At 41.3% G+C, this 20,717-nt stretch carries 20 protein-coding genes; all 20 read left to right on the top strand.

Annotated features, from left to right (window positions below):
- The first annotated feature begins 64 nt into the window (after positions 1-64).
- The 20 genes from C8N29_RS05505 (at position 65) to C8N29_RS05410 (ending at position 20,698) form a co-directional block, all read left to right on the top strand.
- Positions 65-1,921 carry a polysaccharide biosynthesis protein gene (locus C8N29_RS05505; protein WP_107865045.1) on the top strand — a complete coding sequence of 619 codons (1,857 nt, stop codon included), beginning with the start codon at positions 65-67 and terminating at the stop codon, positions 1,919-1,921.
- A 119-nt stretch (positions 1,922-2,040) separates the two neighbouring features.
- A complete protein-coding gene (locus C8N29_RS05500) occupies positions 2,041-2,799 on the top strand; it encodes an ABC transporter permease (RefSeq protein WP_107865044.1) in 759 nt (252 codons plus the stop codon).
- The gene (locus C8N29_RS05495; RefSeq protein ID WP_107865043.1) at positions 2,799-3,503 is read left to right on the top strand and encodes an ABC transporter ATP-binding protein; all 705 of its coding nucleotides are present in this window, start codon (positions 2,799-2,801) and stop codon (positions 3,501-3,503) included. The genes C8N29_RS05500 and C8N29_RS05495 overlap by 1 nt, the downstream gene beginning before the upstream one ends.
- Before the next feature lie 21 nt (positions 3,504-3,524).
- Complete coding sequence (locus tag C8N29_RS05490; protein WP_107865042.1) at positions 3,525-4,283, top strand: glycosyltransferase family 2 protein; 759 nt, start codon at positions 3,525-3,527, stop codon at positions 4,281-4,283.
- Entirely contained in the window at positions 4,280-4,915 is a 636-nt protein-coding gene (locus C8N29_RS05485; protein WP_107865041.1) for a PI-PLC domain-containing protein, read from the top strand. Before C8N29_RS05490 ends, C8N29_RS05485 begins: the two co-directional genes overlap by 4 nt.
- On the top strand, positions 4,908-5,543 hold the full coding sequence (locus C8N29_RS05480; RefSeq protein WP_107865040.1) for an HAD family hydrolase: 636 nt from the start codon (positions 4,908-4,910) through the stop codon (positions 5,541-5,543). The genes C8N29_RS05485 and C8N29_RS05480 overlap by 8 nt, the downstream gene beginning before the upstream one ends.
- Complete coding sequence (locus C8N29_RS05475) at positions 5,537-6,274, top strand: glycosyltransferase family 2 protein (protein ID WP_239986966.1); 738 nt, start codon at positions 5,537-5,539, stop codon at positions 6,272-6,274. Before C8N29_RS05480 ends, C8N29_RS05475 begins: the two co-directional genes overlap by 7 nt.
- Positions 6,274-6,594: a cupin domain-containing protein gene (locus tag C8N29_RS05470; protein ID WP_107865039.1), complete on the top strand. Its 321-nt coding sequence runs from the start codon at positions 6,274-6,276 to the stop codon at positions 6,592-6,594. Before C8N29_RS05475 ends, C8N29_RS05470 begins: the two co-directional genes overlap by 1 nt.
- A 57-nt stretch (positions 6,595-6,651) precedes the next feature.
- The gene (locus C8N29_RS05465) at positions 6,652-7,686 is read left to right on the top strand and encodes a WavE lipopolysaccharide synthesis family protein (protein WP_107865038.1); all 1,035 of its coding nucleotides are present in this window, start codon (positions 6,652-6,654) and stop codon (positions 7,684-7,686) included.
- Between the two features lie 25 nt (positions 7,687-7,711).
- Positions 7,712-8,830 carry a glycosyltransferase gene (locus C8N29_RS05460; RefSeq protein ID WP_204509283.1) on the top strand — a complete coding sequence of 373 codons (1,119 nt, stop codon included), beginning with the start codon at positions 7,712-7,714 and terminating at the stop codon, positions 8,828-8,830.
- Positions 8,831-8,832: 2 nt separating this feature from the next.
- Positions 8,833-9,432, top strand: coding sequence for a sugar transferase (locus tag C8N29_RS05455; RefSeq protein WP_275656200.1), 600 nt, complete (start codon positions 8,833-8,835; stop codon positions 9,430-9,432).
- A complete protein-coding gene (locus tag C8N29_RS05450; protein ID WP_107865036.1) occupies positions 9,429-10,394 on the top strand; it encodes an ATP-grasp domain-containing protein in 966 nt (321 codons plus the stop codon). Before C8N29_RS05455 ends, C8N29_RS05450 begins: the two co-directional genes overlap by 4 nt.
- Complete coding sequence (locus C8N29_RS05445) at positions 10,378-11,046, top strand: HAD family hydrolase (RefSeq protein ID WP_170106900.1); 669 nt, start codon at positions 10,378-10,380, stop codon at positions 11,044-11,046. Before C8N29_RS05450 ends, C8N29_RS05445 begins: the two co-directional genes overlap by 17 nt.
- On the top strand, positions 11,031-12,212 hold the full coding sequence (locus C8N29_RS05440) for a DegT/DnrJ/EryC1/StrS family aminotransferase (protein WP_204509282.1): 1,182 nt from the start codon (positions 11,031-11,033) through the stop codon (positions 12,210-12,212). Before C8N29_RS05445 ends, C8N29_RS05440 begins: the two co-directional genes overlap by 16 nt.
- A gap of 52 nt (positions 12,213-12,264) precedes the next feature.
- Positions 12,265-15,141 carry a bifunctional [glutamate--ammonia ligase]-adenylyl-L-tyrosine phosphorylase/[glutamate--ammonia-ligase] adenylyltransferase gene (gene glnE / locus C8N29_RS05435; protein WP_107865034.1) on the top strand — a complete coding sequence of 959 codons (2,877 nt, stop codon included), beginning with the start codon at positions 12,265-12,267 and terminating at the stop codon, positions 15,139-15,141.
- A gap of 212 nt (positions 15,142-15,353) precedes the next feature.
- Positions 15,354-16,271, top strand: a complete 918-nt coding sequence (locus tag C8N29_RS05430) for a branched-chain amino acid transaminase (protein ID WP_107865033.1) — start codon at positions 15,354-15,356, stop codon at positions 16,269-16,271.
- A gap of 406 nt (positions 16,272-16,677) precedes the next feature.
- Positions 16,678-17,598, top strand: coding sequence for a mitochondrial fission ELM1 family protein (locus C8N29_RS05425; RefSeq protein ID WP_107865032.1), 921 nt, complete (start codon positions 16,678-16,680; stop codon positions 17,596-17,598).
- Complete coding sequence (locus C8N29_RS05420; RefSeq protein WP_107865031.1) at positions 17,583-18,635, top strand: glycosyltransferase; 1,053 nt, start codon at positions 17,583-17,585, stop codon at positions 18,633-18,635. The genes C8N29_RS05425 and C8N29_RS05420 overlap by 16 nt, the downstream gene beginning before the upstream one ends.
- An 18-nt stretch (positions 18,636-18,653) precedes the next feature.
- Complete coding sequence (locus C8N29_RS05415; protein WP_170106899.1) at positions 18,654-19,940, top strand: O-antigen ligase family protein; 1,287 nt, start codon at positions 18,654-18,656, stop codon at positions 19,938-19,940.
- Positions 19,941-19,945: 5 nt separating this feature from the next.
- Positions 19,946-20,698: a polysaccharide deacetylase family protein gene (locus C8N29_RS05410; RefSeq protein ID WP_107865192.1), complete on the top strand. Its 753-nt coding sequence runs from the start codon at positions 19,946-19,948 to the stop codon at positions 20,696-20,698.
- Positions 20,699-20,717 lie beyond the last annotated feature (19 nt).

The following is a 20,717-nucleotide window of genomic DNA, read 5'->3' as shown; positions in this document are numbered from 1 at the left end:
ATCTATCTATTTTGCTGAACTCAATGCTATTACTCCATCTTCCAAACGTCATAAAGGTCAAGGAATGCTACAAGCGCTAGTCATGTTATCGAGGCAAGTCAAAGTTGCCATCATGATTATTACCGATACGGTATTGCTAATGATTGGCTTATGGTTGGCATTGTCACTGCGCTACGGTATGTGGTGGACGCCGACTAACTTAGAACACTTCTTATGTATGTTGGTGGCGGCACTGAGTGGCGTTTCTGCCTTTGCCGTGTTGGGCTTGTATCGCTGGATGATTCGTTATGTCAGTGCGCATACCGTGGCACTGATTATGCGTGCGCTTTTGATTTCCGCGTTATTATTATCAACAGCAATTATGTTTTTGCGTGCAGAATTACCACGTTCCACCCCCATCATTTATATCTTGGTGGCAGGTGCATTAGTGATTGCCTCTCGGTTCATCGCTCAAGCCTATCTCAGACGGCCTCAACAAAAAGGCCGTATTCCTGTCGTGATTTATGGCGCAGGCGTCACGGGTTCTCAGTTAGCACTCAGTCTACATCAAAGCCATGAATACCGTCCTGTTGCCTTTGTAGACGACAAGACACGTCTACAGGGAATGATGATTTATGGCCTCAAAGTGGGGGCGCCCGATACCTTGGCGTGGCTGATTGAGCAATATGACGTTAAACAAATCTTGTTGGCAATTCCGTCCTTATCGCAATCACGTCGTCGGGAGATTTTGTTAGCCTTAGAATCCCACGAGTTAAAAGTATCTACCGTACCTGCGATGACGGATATTGTCTCGGGACGTGCACGTTTAGATGACATTAAAGATGTTGATGTCGAAGATTTATTGGGGCGAGATGTCGTCCCCGCGCGTGCAGAATTAATGTCGGCACAAATCAGCCATAAAAATGTATTAGTGACAGGGGCAGGTGGCTCGATTGGCAGCGAATTATGCCGACAAATTATGACGCTCCAGCCAACCACGCTGGTCTTATACGAGCAAAGCGAATATGCTTTGTATCAAATTGACCAAGAGTTACATCGTTTGTTAGCGGATACAAATACCACTATTATTCCAGTATTAGGCTCGGTCAGACAGCAAGATACCTTACAACAGCTTTTTATAAAACACCGTATTGATACCGTTTTTCATGCCGCCGCTTATAAGCATGTGCCTTTGGTTGAGGCAAATATTGTTGAAGGGGTGGCTAATAATGTCTTTGGTACTTTAGCCGCCGCACAGGCCGCCTTAGCGGCACAGGTAAAAACCTTTGTCCTGATTTCCACAGATAAAGCGGTGCGCCCTACCAATATCATGGGAGCGACTAAACGTTTAGCGGAATTAATATTACAAGCCTTTGCCCAACAACAACCTGAAACCTGTTTTTGTATGGTGCGTTTTGGCAATGTCTTGGGTTCCTCGGGGTCGGTTGTGCCTTTGTTTAAGGAGCAAATACGACAAGGTGGGCCAGTCACGGTGACCCATCCCGATGTGATTCGTTATTTTATGACGATTCCTGAAGCAGCACAGTTGGTTATTCAGACGAGTGCGATGGCTAAAGGGGGTGATGTGTTTTTGTTGGATATGGGTGAACCTGTGCGTATTGCCGATTTAGCTAAGCGGATGATTCATTTGATGGGACACCATGTAAAAAGTGAAGAGTATCCAGATGGTATTGATATTCAATACACAGGATTACGTGCAGGTGAAAAACTATTTGAGGAACTATTAGTAGATAATTATAATGAAACTACTGAGCATCCAAGAATTTATCGAGCACTAGAGTCATATATGCGTTATATCTCGTTAATGGAGGAATTAGATGTCCTAGAAAAACTATGCCAAGAAAATAATGTTTTAGCGATATATCAACGCCTTGCTTATTTGCCCTTAGGGTTTATATCCTCGCAAAGATTAGAATTGTAGTCTATGCTATAAATTAGAAATGGCAATTAAAGATATATGTTTATAAAATTACGTTTTATCAAACTATATTATTTATATTCCATTGAGTTTAATATGCCTTTCTGTGTTGGGATTTTAAAATGTTAGTTAATCGCTATGACTTGTTTATTAATTTGTTCCGAAAGGAATTAAAAATACGTTATATGGGATCATGGCTAGGCGTCATTTGGTCATTATTGCCTCCAACATTATTTGCTATTTTTTATACATTTCTATTTACTTATATATTGCCCTTAAAAGACCGAGCCAACCCATTATTAGTAGTAACAGGATATTTACATTGGTATTTTTTTGCACAAGTTGTTTCTCAGGGTTGTGATATATTAATTAGTAATTCTTGGTTAATGAAAAAGGTCGATATTCCTAAAATTTTTATAAATATCTCTACCTTTTGTGTGACATTTTTTTTCTGGGTCTTGATCATATTTTTTTATCTTTTGTATATCTTTTTTAATTTTGGATTTTCCTTGTTTGTTATTTATTATTTACTGTTTGTTGTTTTGTATGTATCATTTTGCTTTTCCATATCTGTGATATTGTCTTTCTTATATGTTTCATTTAGGGATCTTCGATATATAACAGATGTACTATTACAAGCATTATTTTGGCTAAGTCCTGTGGTTTATAATTGGCGATCAGTTCCAGAGTTATTTAGTAATTTCTACTACTTTAACCCAGTAGCAATTTTTATAGTCATTTTTCAGGAAATGCTTACATCATCTGCACCATTTGATAAACCTATCTATTTTATATTGGCTATTGGTTATACAATCTTGGTTGGTTTGATAGCTTACTTTATTTATCAAACTAAAAAAGATACGGTTGTTGAGGTGATTTGATGACAGTAGCAATCTCTGTAAATGCTGTTAGTAAAAGGTTTATCCTTAAACATAATGCCAGTATGTCTATAAAACAAAAAATTTCGAGTATTACTAACAAGACATATCGTAGCCATTTGGAGGAGTTTTGGGCTCTTAAGGATATAAACTTTACGATTAATCATGGTGAAAGTATTGCTTTTTTGGGGCATAACGGTTGTGGTAAAAGCACCTTGATGAAGCTAATTTCTGGGGTTTATAAGCCAACGCTTGGTAAAGTGACAATTAATGGCCGTCTGGCGCCGTTAATTGAATTAGGAGCGGGCTTTCATCCTGAATTGACTGGCCAAGAAAATATTTATTTGAATGGTTGCTTATTGGGAATGTCTAATCAAGAAATTACCGAAAAATATCAAGAGATTACGGATTTCGCTGAGTTGGGCGACTTTATTGATACGCCTGTGAAAAACTATTCATCAGGCATGGCTATGCGCTTGGGTTTTGCAATAGCAGTATATTCGTCACCCTCTATTTTAATTGCAGACGAGGTACTTGCGGTTGGTGATGCTTATTTTCAGGAAAAATGCCATAGAAAAATTCGAGATATGCAGAATCACGGACTAACGCTTATTCTAGTGACGCACGTTCCTGAACATGCAGAGTTGTTTTGCCAGCGTTATATTAAGTTAGATCATGGTAAAGTTATAGAGACAGGTTTTTTTTGAAACAAATTAAGGGGGTAAAGGATGTTGAATATAGTAATTCCCATGGCAGGCTTGGGAAGTCGTTTTGCTAAGGTTGGTTATACAGATCCAAAGCCGCTAATCCCTGTGCATGGCATTCCTATGATTAAATTGGTTTTAGAGAATTTAAAGCCAATCCAAGAACATCGTTTTATTATTATTTGCCAACGACAGCATGTGCAAGATTATGATTTAGCAACAAAACTATCCATTTGGTGTCCAAATGTGGAACTGGTATTACTTGATGGTTTAACAGAGGGTGCAGCTTGTACTGTTTTGGCTGCTAAAGATTTAATTAATAATAATGATCCTTTGATGATAGCCAATTGTGACCAATATATTGATGCTAACATTAACCACTACTTGGCCGAAATTGATAATAGACATTTGGATGGGATGATTATGACAATGACAGCAGATGACCCCAAATGGTCTTTTGCTGCTTTAAATGATGAGCAATTAGTCACTCAAGTTGCCGAAAAGAAAGTGATATCTAATGAAGCAACGGTAGGTATCTATAATTTTAGTCATGGATACGATTTTGTGAGTGCTGCTGAGGCAATGATTGCAGATAATGAGCGTGTTAATAATGAGTTTTATGTTGCACCTGTATATAATCGTTTAGTGACCAATAAAAAAATTGGTATATGGAATATTGGTGGTGAAGGTCAGGGTATGTATGGCTTGGGTATTCCTGCTGATTTAGATTATTTTTTAGCATTGTCACTCTCAAAAGATGTGACTTCAAGGATTGAGTTATGATTGTATTGAGTCATCGCGGTTATTGGCTAACTAAAGAAGAAAAAAATACACTCACGGCGTTTAACAGGTCTATTTCCTTAGGTTTTGGTACTGAAACTGATATACGTGATTGTTTGGGGCAATTAGTTATTTCTCACGATATGCCAATCGGTCAAGAGATGACATTTGCTGACTTTTTAGCATTATGGCCTCAAAAAACAAAATTACCATTAGCGTTAAATATTAAAGCAGATGGTCTTGCGGTAAAAGTAAAGCAAATTTTGGCTGATTATGATTATCAAAATTACTTTTTATTTGATATGTCTATTCCAGATATGGTGCAATGTTTAAAGCATGATTTAAAAGTATTTGCCCGTATGAGTGATATAGAAAAGCAACCTTGCTGTTATGAGCAAGTAAAAGGAATTTGGTTAGATGCTTTTTTTGATACTTGGTATCAAGCAAAAGATATTCAGCGTTTTTTAGATGACGGCAAGCAAGTATGTATTGTTTCACCAGAATTACATGGCCGACCTTATCATAATTTATGGCAAATGCTCTTAGATGATAATTTATATAAACACCCTAATTTGTTGTTATGTACAGATGTACCCGAAGAGGCTGTAAAATTTTTAGGATTAGGCAATGATTAAAGCAGTTATTTTTGATATGGACGGTGTCTTAATTGAAGCTAAAGAGTGGCACTATGAGGCGTTAAACCGAGCATTAGAGTTATTTGGTTACAGTATTTCTCGTTATGATCACTTAACTACTTTTGATGGCTTACCAACCAAAAAAAAATTAGAAATGTTATCTGTACAGGCAGGGTTACCAACAGCATTACATAGTTTTATAAATGAAATGAAGCAAATTTATACGATGGAAATCGTTTATACTCAATGTAAACCCAGATTTAATCATGAACATGCATTATCAACATTAAAAAGCATGGGCTATAAATTGGCTGTAGCGTCTAATTCGATTGCACAAACTGTGCATGTGATGATGGATAGAAGTCATTTGGCTAAATATCTTGATATACAAATCAGTAATGAACATGTGAAACAAGCAAAACCACATCCAGAGATGTATTTAAAAGCAATTAGTGATTTAGGACTAACGCCGCAAGAGTGTCTAATTTTGGAAGATAACGAAAATGGTATTCGTGCGGCCAAAGCCTCTGGTGCGCATCTGCTAGTCGTGCAAGATGTTAGTGATGTTAACTTTGATAATATTTTGGCGCGTATTCAACAGATTGAGCAAGGAGAGACAGCATGTTAAATATTATTGTTTTAATGGCTGGGCCTGATAGAGTATTTGCTGATGGTATTAGTAGTTTTCCTACAGCATTAATTGAGTTTAAAGGTAAACCAATTATCGAAAATTTGATTAGTGCTTGTGAGTCATTATCTGATGCAAAAATGTTATTTGTTGCCAGAGCAATGGATGTTAAAAAGTTTCGTTTAGAGAATGTGATTGCTTTATTGAAGCCAAATTCAAAAGTGATTGCTATTGATCAAGAGACAAAAGGGGCTGCCTGTTCTGCCTTATTAGCAGCATCATATATCGATCATACCCAGCCATTATTGATTTTGACCATTGATGATATTTTAGATGTATCTTTTGCGGATGTTATCAAAGACTTTCAACAACGTGAATTGGATGCTGGGGCAGTTGTCTTTTCATCAGTACATCCTCGTTATTCTTTTGTTCGTTTAAATCAATCGGGCTTAGTGTCTGAAGCTGCAGAAAAAAATCCCATTAGTCGTCATGCTATTGCTGGCTGTTATTACTATGCACATGGAGGAGCTTTTGTTGAAGCAGCAAAATCCATGATTAGAAAGGATGCTCAGGTAGATGGTAAGTTTTATATTAGTCCAACATTTAATGAGTTGATTTTGCGTCAAGCGAAAATAGGGGTTTATCCAATTAGCATTAATCAATACCATCCTATTAAGTCGCAACACCAATTAGAGCAATACGAGCATATGATTGAAGTAGGAGTAAAATAATGAAAGTTGAACACTTGGATAATATGGTGAAGGGCTGGTTTGTGGGTGATTTTAATCCTGTTGTCTTCCCAAGCAAAGATATAGAAGTGGCCGTTAAGTCCTATAAGGCAGGTGATTATGAAGCACCTCATTATCATAAAGTAGCAACGGAAATTACCGTGATTGTCAGTGGTGAAGCATTAATGGCTAATAGAAATTGTAAAGCAGGTGATATTTTAACTTTAGAGCCAGGGTTTATTACTGACTTTAAAGCAATTACTGATGTAGTCACAGTAGTGGTTAAGTCACCTAGTGCTAAAGATGATAAATATGTCGTTTAGCTAAGCGACAAGTGTTGGGTGCTACCCATTTTTTTATAATATATGGTTTAGAGAGAGATGACAGGGCAAATTATTGATTCAAAATATGTGACTGTGGTGTTGCAAGGACCTACTTGTCGTGGCGATGGACAACCAGAAAATGATTTAGGTTTGCGTGCCATTCAAAGTATTCGACAGTTTTTGCCCGAAGCAGAGATTATTGTTTCTACATGGCAAAAAGATAGTGTAGAAGGCTTTGGTGATTGCTTTGTTGTGCGCTCAAATGATCCAGGTTCTATGCCAGATATTAATGGTTTCGCTAATAATATAAATAGACAATTATTATCAACTCAGGCTGGAGTACAGCTTGCTTCTCGTCCTTATGTATTAAAAATGAGAGCTGATCATGCTTTAACTAGTAATAAAATTACATCGATTCAGGAGTATGAACCGGGGCTAGGAGTAGAGTATAGGTTATTTAACAAACCTGTGACGATGAGTAATTTATATATTCGTAAAGCGACAAAATATCCATTTCTATTTCATATGAGTGATTTAGTTCAGTTTGGTACGAAAGAAGATTTATTATTAATATGGGGTGATGAATTATTTCGTAAGGAAGATGTTTTTTTACCTGAAGGCAAAAATAATCCTCTTTGGGGGAATTATTCAGGGCCAACAAACTTAATGCATGTTCCTGAGCAAAGTTTAACTATTAGATTGTTAAATAAAAAAGGATTTAATATAAAACTGCCTTACTTGTCTTATATTAATTACGACTATGTGTTGTTGTGGGAAAAGATTTTAGTTATTAATTTTAATGTTTTAAATTGGGAAAATTCTGGGGTGATATTTCCTAGTCGATTTACTAATGTTTTTTATGCATTGAGTACGATTTATACTGAAGAAGATTTGGCAAATATTAGAAAAAAAGTTGTTTGCGGCATTTACTCGCCAAGTTATTTATATATATGGTATAATAAATACATTGCATATAGTTTAAGTATTAATGGTTTTGTGCCTTTAATGGCAAGTTTATTATTTAAGATCTCTCCTAGGTTGCAGGCCTTTGTTAGGGTTATCTGGAAGAAGTTAATGTCTACAAACCGTTAATGTTCTCTGTGTCTGGAGATGGTTGATGCGTTTAATCATTATTACTTCAATTGCGACGACAATTAGAGCCTTTTTGTTGCCTTATGCACGTCATTATCGAAAATTAGGCTGGCAAGTGGACGCTGCCGCACAATCTTTGTCGGCTAATCAAGAGCTACAGCAAGAGTTTGATGTTTGTCACGAGCTACCGCTGACACGTAATCCGAGAAATATTAGTGCCTTGATGCAATCGCCAGCAGCCATTCGCCAGTTGGTTGTTGCAGGCAATTATGATCTAGTGCATGTTCATACTCCAATAGCAGCTTTTTTGGTTCGTTTTGCCTTAAAAGGCTTAAATAAACGTCCTAAAGTGGTTTATACCGCACATGGCTTTCATTTCCATCGTCATGGAAAGCCTCTGACAAATTTTATTTTTCAACAATTAGAAAAAATGGCTGCACCTTGGTGTGATGCCTTGATTACCATTAATAAAGAAGATTTTCAGGCAGCAAAACAAGCAGGTTTCGCCACACGTATTGAATATATGGCGGGCATTGGTGTCGATACCAGCAGTTTGACGGCTGAGGATATTTTACCAACTCAAACCACTCAAATTAGACAACAATTGTCATTGAAAGAATCTGACGTTTTATTTTTGATGATTGCTGAGTTTAATCTTGGCAAACGACATTTTGATGCCTTAAATGCATTAGCACAAACACCTAGTCATGTGCATTTGGCTTTTGCAGGTGTTGGTGGATTATTTGATGAAGTGAAAAATCTGGCTACACAATTAGGTATAGCTAAACGTGTGCATTTTTTAGGCTTTAGACGAGATATTCCTGTGTTAATCCGTATATCAAGAGCGGTCATATTACCTTCGGAGCGTGAGGGTTTGCCTCGCTCTTTATTAGAAGCAATGAGTTTATCAACGCCTATTATTGGGTCAAATATTCGTGGTGTTGCTGAATTGGCGGCAGATAATTGTGGTTTATTGCATGAGGTCGGTGATAGTCAGGGTTTGGCTCAAGCAATCATATATTTGACTGAGCAACCGATATTGGCGCAACAAATGGGGCAAGCGGCGCGGCAAAAAGTATTGGCTTATGATGTGCAAAAAATCATTGAGCATCATGATAAATTATATGCGGAGTTGTTAGCATGAGCGTGGCTAAAAGACTGCTTGATATTGCTGCGTCGTCAGTGGGATTAATACTCTTAGCCCCAGTTTTTTTAGGTACTGCCTATTTAGTACGTAAAAAGTTGGGTAGTCCGATTTTGTTCAAACAAGTCAGGCCCGGTTTACATGGTCAACCATTTCAAATGATGAAATTCAGAACCATGACCGATGCTAAAGATGCACAAGGCAATTTATTGCCTGATGCCGAACGTTTGACTTCGTTTGGTAAGTTTTTGCGCAGTAGCTCTTTAGATGAATTACCAGAGTTAATCAATGTGCTTAAAGGTGATATGAGCTTGGTCGGGCCGAGGCCATTATTGATGCAATATTTGCCCTTATATACACCTGAGCAAGCACGTCGCCATGAAGCAAAACCAGGTATCACGGGTTGGGCGCAAATTAATGGTCGTAATGCCATTTCGTGGGATGAAAAATTTGCCTTAGATGTCTGGTATGTAGAGCACCAAAGTGTATGGTTAGATATGAAAATCTTGGTATTAACCGTATTAAAAGTAGTCAAACGTGAAGGCATTAATGCGGCTAATGATGCGACCATGCCTGTTTTCAAAGGGAAAGACGCACAGTGAATATTCTGATTTTATCCGCAGGACGACGCGTCTCTTTAGTGCGGGATTTTCAACGTGATGCACGTCAATTATTGCCAAACACACACGTGTTTGCTGCCGATTTAAAGCCACATTTGTCGGCAGCTTGCCAAGTAGCAGACCGTCATTTTGTCTTGCCTTCCGTACGCAGTGCGGAGTATCCGCAGGCTTTATTAGCCTTATGTTTGGCCGAAAACATTAGTCTTGTTGTGCCGACCATTGATACGGAGTTGTTGGTCTTAGCCAACCATAAAGCGGAATTCTTGCAGCAGGGCATCCACTTAGTGATTTCGGACGAAGCCTTAGTAAAACGCTGCCGCGATAAACGCCTGACCATTGATTTATTTAATGAAATAGGTATTGACTCGCCACAAATGTATCAAGCAAACGCTTTATCCTTTCCTTGTTTTGCCAAGCCAATTGATGGTAGTTGTAGTCAAAATATTCATACTTTTTATCAAGCCGAACAAATCAGTGCTTCGGTTTTAGAAGACCCTAAAATGCTCTTTATGGAGTTGATTCCTAAAGAAGACTATCAAGAATACACTGTTGATTTGTATTATGACCGCCAGCATCAGCTTAAGTGTGTAGTGCCACGTCGCCGTATTGAGATTCGAGGTGGTGAAGTCAGTAAAGGTGTCACAGTAAAAGGTGCGGTTTATCAGTACTTAACACAGCGTTTGGCTACATGGCAAGGAGCAGTAGGCTGCATTACTTTGCAGTTATTTAAGAAAAATGATGAAAGTCGGTTTTTAGGCATTGAAGTGAATCCGCGTTTTGGTGGGGGTTATCCGCTGAGCTATTTAGCAGGCGCAACTTTTCCTAAATGGTTGATTCAAGAGTATTTATTAGGACAAGAGTTGACATATTGCCAAGATTGGGAAGACCGATTATTGATGTTGCGTTATGACGATGAGGTATTGGTGCATGGCTTTAATCATTAACGAGCAAACGGTGGTCGTTTTTGATTTAGATGATACCTTATACCCTGAACGAGACTATGTGCGTTCTGGCTTTAGTTACCTCAGTCGGCTGATTTGGCAATATTATCAAATTGAGACTGGCGATGAGTTGTGGCAATTATTTAATCAAGGCGCAAAAGATGCGATTGGTGAGATATGCCAACGTTATCACTTACCTGTCAGTGCAAAAGACGATTTAATAGCCGCTTATCGTTATCATCAGCCCGACCTAACCTTAGCTCCGAGCATTCAAGCGGTCATAGACCGTCTGCAACAGCAGAATATTCGTATTGCAGTCATTACCGATGGCCGCAGTATCACACAACGTTCAAAGTTAACGGCATTGGGGCTACTAACGCGGCTTGATGCTTTAGCCATTTCGGCTGAATTAGGGGTAGGTAAACCAGACCCGACACCTTATCAATACATCATGCGTCATTTGCCAGCGACACAGTATGTTTATATCGGTGATAATCCACGCAAAGATTTTGTCACTGCCAAACAATTAGGCTGGTATACCGTGGGTATTAGGGATACAGGTCAGCATATCCATCAGGGGATAGATGTTTCATCAGACTATCAACCACATACTTGGTTACAGCATTTAGGGGAGTTACAGTGGCTAACACCGTGAGCAATAAATCATGGCCATATTACGCGCCAGATGAAGTAGAAGCCGTCACCGAGGTATTGTTATCGGGCAAGGTCAATTATTGGACTGGCCAAGTCTCTCGTCAATTTGAACAAGCCTATGCCGACTATTTGGGCGTTAAACATACCATTGCTGTGGGTAATGGTACTTTGGCCTTAGACTTAGCATGGGTGGCTTTGGACATTGGTGAAGGTGATGAAGTGATTGTCACTTCACGTACTTTTTTAGCGAGTGTGAGCTCAATCGTCTTGGCAGGGGCTAAACCTGTTTTTGCTGATGTTGATTTAGATAGCCAAAATATCACCGTTGACACCATTAAAGCGGTGATCACACCTAAAACCAAAGCCATTGTGTGTGTGCATTTAGCAGGTTGGCCGTGTGATATGCCCGCGATTATGGCCTTTGCTCGTGAACATAATTTGTATGTGATTGAAGATTGTGCCCAAGCACATGGTGCACAAATTAATGGTCAAGCGATTGGTAGTTTTGGTGATATAGCCGCCTTTTCATTTTGCCAAGACAAAATTATGTCGACAGGTGGTGAAGGGGGCTTAGTGGCGACCAATAATAGCGATTGGTGGCAAACCATGTGGTCTTATAAAGACCACGGCAAAAATTATGACACGGTGTATCACAAACAACATCCTGCGGGCTTTCGTTGGTTACATGAGTCATTTGGCACCAATTGGCGGATTACCGAAATGCAATCAGCGATTGGCCTAAAACAATTAGCTAAATTAGATGATTGGATTAAACAACGTCGTGCCAACACCCAAGCTCTATATAGTCAATTAGCCGATTTAGCAGCATTGCGTATTCCAACTGTGCCAGAGCATATCTATCATGCCTGTTATAAAGCCTATGTTTTTGTTCGTCCTGAGCAACTCAAAGCTGATTGGTCACGAGACCGTATTATGCACGCGGTCAATACCGCAGGCGCAGTGTGTTTAAGTGGTAGTTGTTCAGAGGTTTATTTAGAAAAAGCCTTTGATGGTACGGATTTACGACCCACACAGCGTTTAGTGAATGCACAACAATTAGGCGATACCAGTTTAATGTTTTTGGTACATCCCACCTTAAATGAAGAAGACTTAGTGACGGTAGGGAAAATCGTGAGACAAGTGGTATTAGAGGCGTCATTAGCCTAAGTACAAAAATCTTGCTATCGTTAGTACAAACAATATTAACGATAGCATCATCATGTCCTCAATCGAACAACTACTCTCAAGACAGTTTCAACAAGCCACAGAGGCTTTTGCCAAAGCAAATCTAGTCAACGAGTGGCAACAACTGCAACAACAATGCTTGCATCAATTACAACAATTGGCATTAAGCAGTGATTATGCGTGGCGCGTCTTGTGTCAGTGGCCACAGTTTTTTTGGCACGCACATCAACAAGGTTTATTGGATAACACGCTAGCAAGGCCATATTTTCATCAGCAGACTCATCAATTATTTCCTCTAAGCCAGACTGATTTTATGTGGATGCAAAGCATTCGCCAATATCGTCAACAAATGATGTTGCGTTGGATTTATCGGGATGTGAATCAATTATCGACTTTAGCTGAATTAACCGATGAGTTATCAGAATTTGCCGAAGCGAGTGTTGATGCTGCGATTGCGTATGCCGAACAAGCCCTGATTGCCCGTTATGGCCAACCTATTGGCGAAGACTCAGGCCAAGTGCAAAAAATGATTGTTATTGGCATGGGCAAATTAGGCGCACAAGAACTGAACTTATCTTCGGATATTGATTTGATTTTTAGTTATCCCGAAGCAGGCGAAACCAATGGTCGGAGTGTGATTAGTAATCAAGAATATTTTATTAAATTGGCTCAACAGGTGATTCGTTTACTCGACCAACAAACGGCGGATGGTTTTGTCTTTAGAATTGATATGCGTTTACGGCCTTGGGGCGATGGTAGTGCCTTGGCTTTATCGTTTAATGCCATGGAGCGTTATTATGAGCAACATGGCCGCGAATGGGAGCGTTATGCTTTTATTAAAGCGCGGGTGATTGCAGGCGATATCACATCAGGTCAAGAATTACTCAGCAGTTTACGACCTTTTGTCTATCGGCGTTATATTGATTATTCAGCGTTTGCTGCTCTGCGTGATATGAAAGCCATGATTGAGCGTGAAGTACGGCGTAAAGACATGGCCGACAATATTAAATTGGGGGCAGGTGGTATTCGTGAAGTGGAGTTTATTGCCCAAGCCTTCCAATTAATTCGTGGCGGCGTGTTTAAAGACTTACAACAACGACCGTTATTGCCCGTGTTAGCGGTATTGGTTGAGCGTCAATTATTAAGCGCGCAAGCAGCACAAGAATTAGCCAGTGCTTATCAGTTTTTACGGCAGGTTGAACATCGGATTCAATGTTATAACGACCAACAAACGCAAAAATTACCCAGTGATGAGTTTGCGCGTTTACGCTTGGCGCGTAGTTTAGGTTTTGTCGATTATGCGGCTTTTATTGATGTGCTTAGTACGCATCGAGCGAAAGTCTCACATCATTTTCAGGCGGTGGTGGAAAATCCTCAATCAAAAGAACAACGTACAGTGAGTCAGATAGCGCGTGAATTATGGCTAGAAACCCTTGATGAGCAACAAGCCTGCTTAGCTAAATTGGGCTTTAGTGATGTGCTGAGTATCGAACAACGCCTACAACAATTACGCAGCAGTCGTGTGGTCAAAACCTTACCTGTGATTAGTAAAGAGCGTTTAGATACCTTTATGCCTTTGTTTTTAGAAAGTGTCGGCAAGCACCCTCAAGCCGATTTAGCTTTTAGTCGGTGTCTGCCTTTGGTCGAGTCGGTGTTACGTCGTACTGCCTATTTGGTGATGATGCTGGAAAATCCGAGTGCTTTACAGCGTTTAATTAGTTTGTGTGCCGCGAGTCCGTGGATTGCTGAGGAATTAGCTCGTTATCCTGTGTTATTAGATGAATTATTAAATGCAGATACTTTGTTTGCGCCACCACAAAAAGAGCAACTTTTGGCTGAATTACGACAGCAATTATTAAGAATCCCTTTAGAGGACTTAGAAGAGCAAATGCGTGTCCTACGCATTTTCAAAAAAAGCCATGTGTTAAGAGTCGCCGCATCGGATATTCAAGGCACATTACCATTGATGAAAGTCAGTGATTATTTGTCGTGGATTGCCGAAGCGGTATTGGAATCTGTCGTCGTCTTAGCATGGCAGCAGTTAACCACCAAATATGGTTATCCGATTAAATTAGATGGCAGTATTGCCAGTAGTGATTTTATTGTCTTGGGCTACGGCAAATTAGGCGGTATTGAATTAGGTTATGGCTCAGATTTAGATTTGGTGTTTGTTCATGATGTCGATAGTAGTGCCGATACCAATGGCACAAAAGCGATTAGTGGTGGCGAGTTTTATGCCCGTTTGGCGCAAAAAATGATTAGTTTGTTAACCACAGCCACTGCCGCAGGTCAACTCTATGACGTCGATATGCGGTTACGACCCTCAGGCAATGCAGGCGCATTGGTGAGTAGTGTTAAAGCCTTTACTGATTATCAGCAACAACAAGCATGGACATGGGAGCATCAGGCCTTAGTTAGAGCCAGAGTGGTGGCAGGGGATACACAACTTGCCGCATGTTTTACAGACATTCGCCATCAGGTTCTGGCGCGCGCGCGCGATATGCCCTCTTTACAACAAGAAGTCATCGATATGCGGCAAAAAATGCGCGACCACTTATCGAGCCAAGCAAAACAAAAAAATGCTAAAATTTTTGATATAAAACACGATGCAGGGGGTATTGTTGACATCGAATTTATGGTGCAATACGGTGTTTTAGCATGGGCAAGTAATTACCCCGAACTTACCCGCTACCCAGATAATGTGCGTATTTTAGAAGCCTTTGCTCAATGCGGCAAACTCAGCATCGAACAGGCAGAAGCACTGAAAGCGGCTTATCTAGAATACCGCGCCCGCAGTCATCGTTTAGCCTTAGCGCAGCAACCTGCGCAAGTGCCCGATACAGACTTTATCGCCACTCGTACACTGGTACAACAGTGTTGGCAACATTTATTAAGCCCTCATACTCGCTAGAGGACTCCCTCGCCCTTTGGGAGAGGATAGGGGTGAGGCTAAGCATCAGCAAACACAGGACTTGCGCACTTTATGGAAGTGGGCGTTTTTTGTGAGCTAAAAGTGATTGTTTAGTGGACAAAAATGCGACAACGGCGCAAGTCCTAAAATAGTATGAGAGTCCTAAGGTACGAAATTATCTTTATATTGATTGGAGAAATACTGTGCTCAGTATGGCAGAACGTGACGGTTTTATTTGGTTAGATGGTCAATTAGTCGATTGGCGTGAGGCAAAAATCCACGTCTTAACCCACACTTTACATTATGGTATGGGCGTGTTTGAAGGGGTACGTGCCTACGAAACGGCACAAGGCACTGCGATTTTTCGTTTAAAAGAACATACTCAACGCTTGTTAAACTCCGCTAAAATTTTTCAAATGAAAGTGCCCTTTGATTTGGAAACCTTAATGGCCGCTCAATGTGCCGTTATTCGTGAAAACAAATTAGCCTCTGGGTACTTACGACCAATTATTTGGATTGGTTCAGAAAAAATGGGGATTGCGGCTAAAAACAATACCAATCATGTCGCAGTTGCCGCATGGCCTTGGGGCGCGTATTTGGGTGAAGATGGCATGACCAAAGGTATTCGGGTTAAAACCTCATCTTTTACCCATCACCAACCTAACATTACCATGTGTAAAGCGAAAGCGGTGGGTAATTACCCTGTTTCTATCTTGGCGCATCAAGAAGTAGCAGCTTGTGGTTATGATGAAGCGATGTTATTAGATCCACACGGTTTTGTCTGTCAAGGTGCAGGCGAGAACGTCTTTTTGGTCAAAAATGGGGAATTGCACACGCCAGAATTAGGTGGCGGTGGTTTAGATGGTATTACTCGTCAAACCATTATTCAGTTTGCCAAAGACTTAGGCATTCCTGTCATTGAGCGTCGTATTACCCGTGATGAATTTTATATTGCTGATGAAGCTTTCTTTACAGGCACAGCGGCCGAAGTGACACCCATTCGTGAATATGATGACCGTCCAATTGGCACGGGTGTGCGTGGTGAAATGACGGCCAAATTACAGCAGTTATTTTTTGATACAGTGAATGGCAAAAATGAAACCTATAAACATTGGTTAACTTATGTTTAATAAAGGTGATATTCCCTCTCTTTCATGAAGGAGAGGGTTAGAGAGGGGAGGTAAGCAGGCAAGCGTAGCCCCTGTGATAACACAGGACTAAGGTTGAACCGATGGTTGTGTTGAAATATTTCCCCCGCATTACTATGCGGGCTATGGAACTAGGTTAGGCTTGTGTTGGGCAAATCACTCCCTCTCAATTGTAATACCAGTCAGTTAAGCCATTTTTGCCGACTTCGACTCCGCTCAGTCAACGCAAAAATGAGCCCTGAGCTTGGCCAGCCCTGAGCCAGCCGAAGGGTCGAGGGGCAGTTTTTAAGTGCCAATTTTTCTTAACTGACTGGCATTACCTCTCAATTGCCCCTTGTCAGATGGGAGGGGTTGCGTGTCAAAGTTTGTTTTTAAGGCGTAGAATCTCATGTCGCAGCGCGCTTCACCACGCATTATTTGGCAGTTTGTGGATGGTAAAGCTGGCCATGAGCAACAAAGTGCAGGCTTTATTCAGGCCTTAGCTCGTCATCTACCGCTCCATGTCTTGAAAATTGATATTCGCCATCATCCTATTGGTGTCATGGATTGGTTACTTAAACGCCTACCTGTGCACGATTCATTACCCGATTATTTAATCGGTGCGGGTCATCGCACCCATTTAGCCTTATTAACGGCTAAACGTGTGACTAAAGCTAAAGCCGTTGTTTTGATGAAGCCCACATTACCTGTCGCTTGGTTTGATTATGCCTTGATGCCATATCACGACCAACCTCCACAACACGCGAAGGTATTGGCAACACGGGGTGTCTTAAATACCATTCAGCCAAGCACGCATCTCGATAAACAAAAAGGCCTGATGCTATTGGGCGGTGCATCTAAACGACATGATTGGGATGAAGTGTCTTTAGTGAGTCAAATGCGCCATATTCTGACTGCAAGCCCTCATATAGAGTGGCAAATCAGTACCTCTAGGCGTACACCCGAACATACTTTATTAGAAATTCGTCATATTGCGACGCATGCCAAAGTGTGGTCAGCTAATGAAACACCTCAAGGTTGGGTGGCGGCACAATTACAGCAAGCAGGCCAAGTCTGGGTCACCGAAGACAGTATTTCGATGCTGTATGAAAGTTTAACCGCAGGTGCACAAGTGGGGGTATTAGCGGTACCACGTAAACAAACGGATAGAATTACCCAAGCCGTTGATGAGTTAGTCCAACAACAGATATTGACCCGTTATAGTGATTGGCAAACGACACAGCAAATGGTACCTGCACAGTTATTTAATGAAGCCGAGCGAGCGGCGCAATGGTTTATTGAGCAAGAGGGATTATGCGTTACAAAATAGTACAAGTCATGGCAACACAAGGGGGTGTTGTGGGGGGCTTAGAAAAACACACCCTACAACTGTGTGCGGCGTTGGCCGAAAAACACGAGGTTCATTTACTGGCAGACAAACCCTATGCCTCGGTTTGTCCTAAAGGGGTTGTTTTTCATACGGTAGATTTTAGCCAAAGCCGTTGGAATCCGCGTTTATATTGGCAGCTCGGCCAATATCTCAACGATATTCAGCCACATATTGTCCATGCACAGGCAGGCAAAGCAGCCAGCTTATTACGGTGGTTAAAGTGGCTATTTCGCCACATGTTATTTGTGGCAACAGTGCATGGTACCAAAAAAGATATTAGTGCTTATGCCGATATGGACGGGGTGATTGCCGTCAGCAATATGTTAGCTGCACCGTTCCCTGCCGATAAAGTCCGTGTGATTTATAATGGTTCGCAATTACCCCCGCTCTTGAACGACAACGAAAAAAAAGCACTGCGTCAGCGTTTAGTGCCCGAAGATAACAAACCGCTTTTGATAGCAGTGGGACGTTTAGCACCTGTTAAAGCTTACGATATTTTGTTACGGGCTTTTGTGGGCGTAGATGCGCATTTACTGATTGTGGGCGATGGCCCCGAACGAGAAAATTTAGAGCATTTGGCGCAAGAGTTGCTTGTTTTGAATCAGGTCACTTTTTTAGGACAACGCCAAGATGTCAGTCAATTATTGCAAGTTGCCGATTTGTGTGTGATTTCCTCACACCGCGAAGGCTTCCCACTAATTATGGTCGAGTCTTTGCAAGTAGGCTGTCCAGTCATTTCAACGGAGGTCAGTGGCGTTAAAGAATGGTTGCCGCCAGCCTTAATGACCGAGCCTAACAATGTGCAAGCCTTGCACGACTTACTCTGTGTTACACTGCAGCGCTTACCCTTATTACGTCGTAATTATTTGCCTATTTTTTTACGGGCGAAACAAGAGCTAACCGTAGAAGGCATGACCCAACGTACACTAGATTTTTATCATGATTTGCTGGAAGCGCGTCAGCAAATCCCTAGCTAAATGACGGAAAAGACCGATATGACGGCCAAAAATATACCTGTTCCGCCAGCAACCCCACAGATGTGGTTACTGGCGGTTTTTCTGAGTTTGCCTATCGCGTTATTACCGATTGCGCGCTCATTTATGTTGCCATTGGGGATGTTGGCAATTTTAGGTTTATTTATGCTGGTGGGTTTGTTGCGTCATCGTCAACAATTTAATACCGAAGATAAGGCCTTACAGGTCTTACCTCGGGTATTTTTATTTATTTGGTTACCCATGCTAGTGTCTTGGCCAGATGCCGAAGTGCCTGAGCAAGTGCAAAAGGTCGCCTCTCTTTATCCGCTATATGCCTTGATGGCCTTAGCCGTTGTCATTTTGCTGCGAGCAACAGCGGCCAGTCGTCAGTTGGCTATTTTGGGCAGTTGGATTGTCGGCGTATGGGCTTTTGATGGCGTCGCGCAAACGTTGCTGGGCATAGATATGTTTAATATCCCTTTAGACCGTGAAGGGGTAGTGGCGGGTCATGCCAGCGGTTTTTTTACCAATCCCAATAAATACGGTTTTTATATGGGCATGTTTGCGGCCATGCCGTTATTTACCATGTATTTATGCGGAGTGAATCGTTTAACTCATATCCTTGTCAGTACTTTAGTGACGGCGGGGGTGTTGGTAGGAGCAGCACGTGGCGGTTGGATTATGTATGCTTGGGCATTAATTCCTTATTTATATTTAGTCTATATTAAACCTGCCAAACGCCCCATTATTCCGATGCTCGTTTTGCCACTCTTACTAGTGGCGATGTTTGCCATCACCTTGCAATTTAGTGCAGGCGTTCAGGAGCGCGTTAAACGCAGTATGGCAGCAAGCCAAGAATTGACATACGAGAGTCTGAATACCGCATCCAGTGGTCGGGTTGATATTTACTTAGCCGCTTGGAATATGGTCAAGGCAAATCCTGTGAATGGGATTGGCGTAGACAGTTATGAACAGCGTTTTAGAGCGTATTTACCAGAACAGGCGAATATTCCTGACAGCGTGACTGTCCCGCATGCGCATCAAGTGATTTTGGAAGTCTGGTCTGGTGCAGGCACTTTAGGATTGTTCGGCTTTTTATTGGCATGGGCAGCGATGTGGCGTTTGTGGAAACAAGCCTTGCCTGAACAACGTAAGTTAGCCTTACCTTTTATTATCCCATTAGCGGTGTTGTGGTGGCCAATCAACACCCATCGCGGCTTTTATCCGTCTGAACTGGCGGTATTGACCTTATTTATGCTCGCCTTGAGCATTGCTGCATTAACACAAGCACGGGTACAGACAAAATGACTATCATGTTTTGGGTGCTATTTGCGATGGCACTGATTGGCTTACTGTATCTTATGGGGCAGTATACCTTTTGGTTGCCGCCCAAGTCATGGCGATTACCACGTATCTTGATGTTACACCAAGTGACTGCCCAGCAACCTGCCTCAGGTATGAACATGCCACCTGCTAAGTTTGAGGCGTTATTACAATTACTACAAGCCAAACAATGTCGTACGGCGACCATGAGTGAGTGGTTAGCTTGTGTAGAAAAAGGTGAAACCCACAAACTTGTCGCCTTAACCTTTGATGATGGTTTTCTAGATAACTACACAGAGGCTTTTCCCTTACTGCAAAAATATCAGATGAAGGCCACCATCTTTTTGGCACCGCAGTTTGCAACGATTGATAAAATGACAGAACAACATATTCGGCAAATGCACCAAAGTGGTTTAGTTGAATTTGGCGCACATACGCTCACGCACCCTAATTTGAATAATATTGACGATACACAAGCCAAGATGGAAATTAGTCAATCTAAACAATGGGTCGAACAACTACTAGGGCGTTGTGATAATTTTGCCTATCCCTTTGGTCGTTTTTCGGAAAAGCACATGCAGATGGTGCAAGAAGCAGGTTTTAAGAGTGCCGTCTCGACCAAAAAACGCATTGCAGCATTTTCTACAGACTTACAGTACCGTTTACCTCGCATCAGCATCAGTGGTTTAATGAACCCGATACAACTTCGAATTGCCTTACGCGTCGGCCGTTATCGCCTATAAAGTTTTACAGAGTGCACGA

The organism is Agitococcus lubricus (genome assembly GCF_003051055.1).
In the GTDB taxonomy this organism is placed as follows: Bacteria; Pseudomonadota; Gammaproteobacteria; order Pseudomonadales; family Moraxellaceae; genus Agitococcus; species Agitococcus lubricus.
This window is presented reverse-complemented; position numbering and strand designations above follow the sequence as displayed.

Excerpts from the sequence above, each read along its gene's own strand:
- C8N29_RS05505 (WP_107865045.1), top strand. The coding sequence starts at position 65 with ATGCTACAAGCGCTAGTCATGTTATCGAGGCAAGTCAAAGTTGCCATC.
- C8N29_RS05500 (WP_107865044.1), top strand. The coding sequence starts at position 2,041 with ATGTTAGTTAATCGCTATGACTTGTTTATTAATTTGTTCCGAAAGGAA.
- C8N29_RS05495 (WP_107865043.1), top strand. The coding sequence starts at position 2,799 with ATGACAGTAGCAATCTCTGTAAATGCTGTTAGTAAAAGGTTTATCCTT.
- C8N29_RS05490 (WP_107865042.1), top strand. The coding sequence starts at position 3,525 with ATGTTGAATATAGTAATTCCCATGGCAGGCTTGGGAAGTCGTTTTGCT.
- C8N29_RS05485 (WP_107865041.1), top strand. The coding sequence starts at position 4,280 with ATGATTGTATTGAGTCATCGCGGTTATTGGCTAACTAAAGAAGAAAAA.
- C8N29_RS05480 (WP_107865040.1), top strand. The coding sequence starts at position 4,908 with ATGATTAAAGCAGTTATTTTTGATATGGACGGTGTCTTAATTGAAGCT.
- C8N29_RS05475 (WP_239986966.1), top strand. The coding sequence starts at position 5,537 with ATGTTAAATATTATTGTTTTAATGGCTGGGCCTGATAGAGTATTTGCT.
- C8N29_RS05470 (WP_107865039.1), top strand. The coding sequence starts at position 6,274 with ATGAAAGTTGAACACTTGGATAATATGGTGAAGGGCTGGTTTGTGGGT.
- C8N29_RS05465 (WP_107865038.1), top strand. The coding sequence starts at position 6,652 with ATGACAGGGCAAATTATTGATTCAAAATATGTGACTGTGGTGTTGCAA.
- C8N29_RS05460 (WP_204509283.1), top strand. The coding sequence starts at position 7,712 with ATGCGTTTAATCATTATTACTTCAATTGCGACGACAATTAGAGCCTTT.
- C8N29_RS05445 (WP_170106900.1), top strand. The coding sequence starts at position 10,378 with ATGGCTTTAATCATTAACGAGCAAACGGTGGTCGTTTTTGATTTAGAT.
- glnE (WP_107865034.1), top strand. The coding sequence starts at position 12,265 with ATGTCCTCAATCGAACAACTACTCTCAAGACAGTTTCAACAAGCCACA.
- C8N29_RS05430 (WP_107865033.1), top strand. The coding sequence starts at position 15,354 with ATGGCAGAACGTGACGGTTTTATTTGGTTAGATGGTCAATTAGTCGAT.
- C8N29_RS05425 (WP_107865032.1), top strand. The coding sequence starts at position 16,678 with ATGTCGCAGCGCGCTTCACCACGCATTATTTGGCAGTTTGTGGATGGT.
- C8N29_RS05420 (WP_107865031.1), top strand. The coding sequence starts at position 17,583 with ATGCGTTACAAAATAGTACAAGTCATGGCAACACAAGGGGGTGTTGTG.
- C8N29_RS05415 (WP_170106899.1), top strand. The coding sequence starts at position 18,654 with ATGACGGCCAAAAATATACCTGTTCCGCCAGCAACCCCACAGATGTGG.
- C8N29_RS05410 (WP_107865192.1), top strand. The coding sequence starts at position 19,946 with ATGTTTTGGGTGCTATTTGCGATGGCACTGATTGGCTTACTGTATCTT.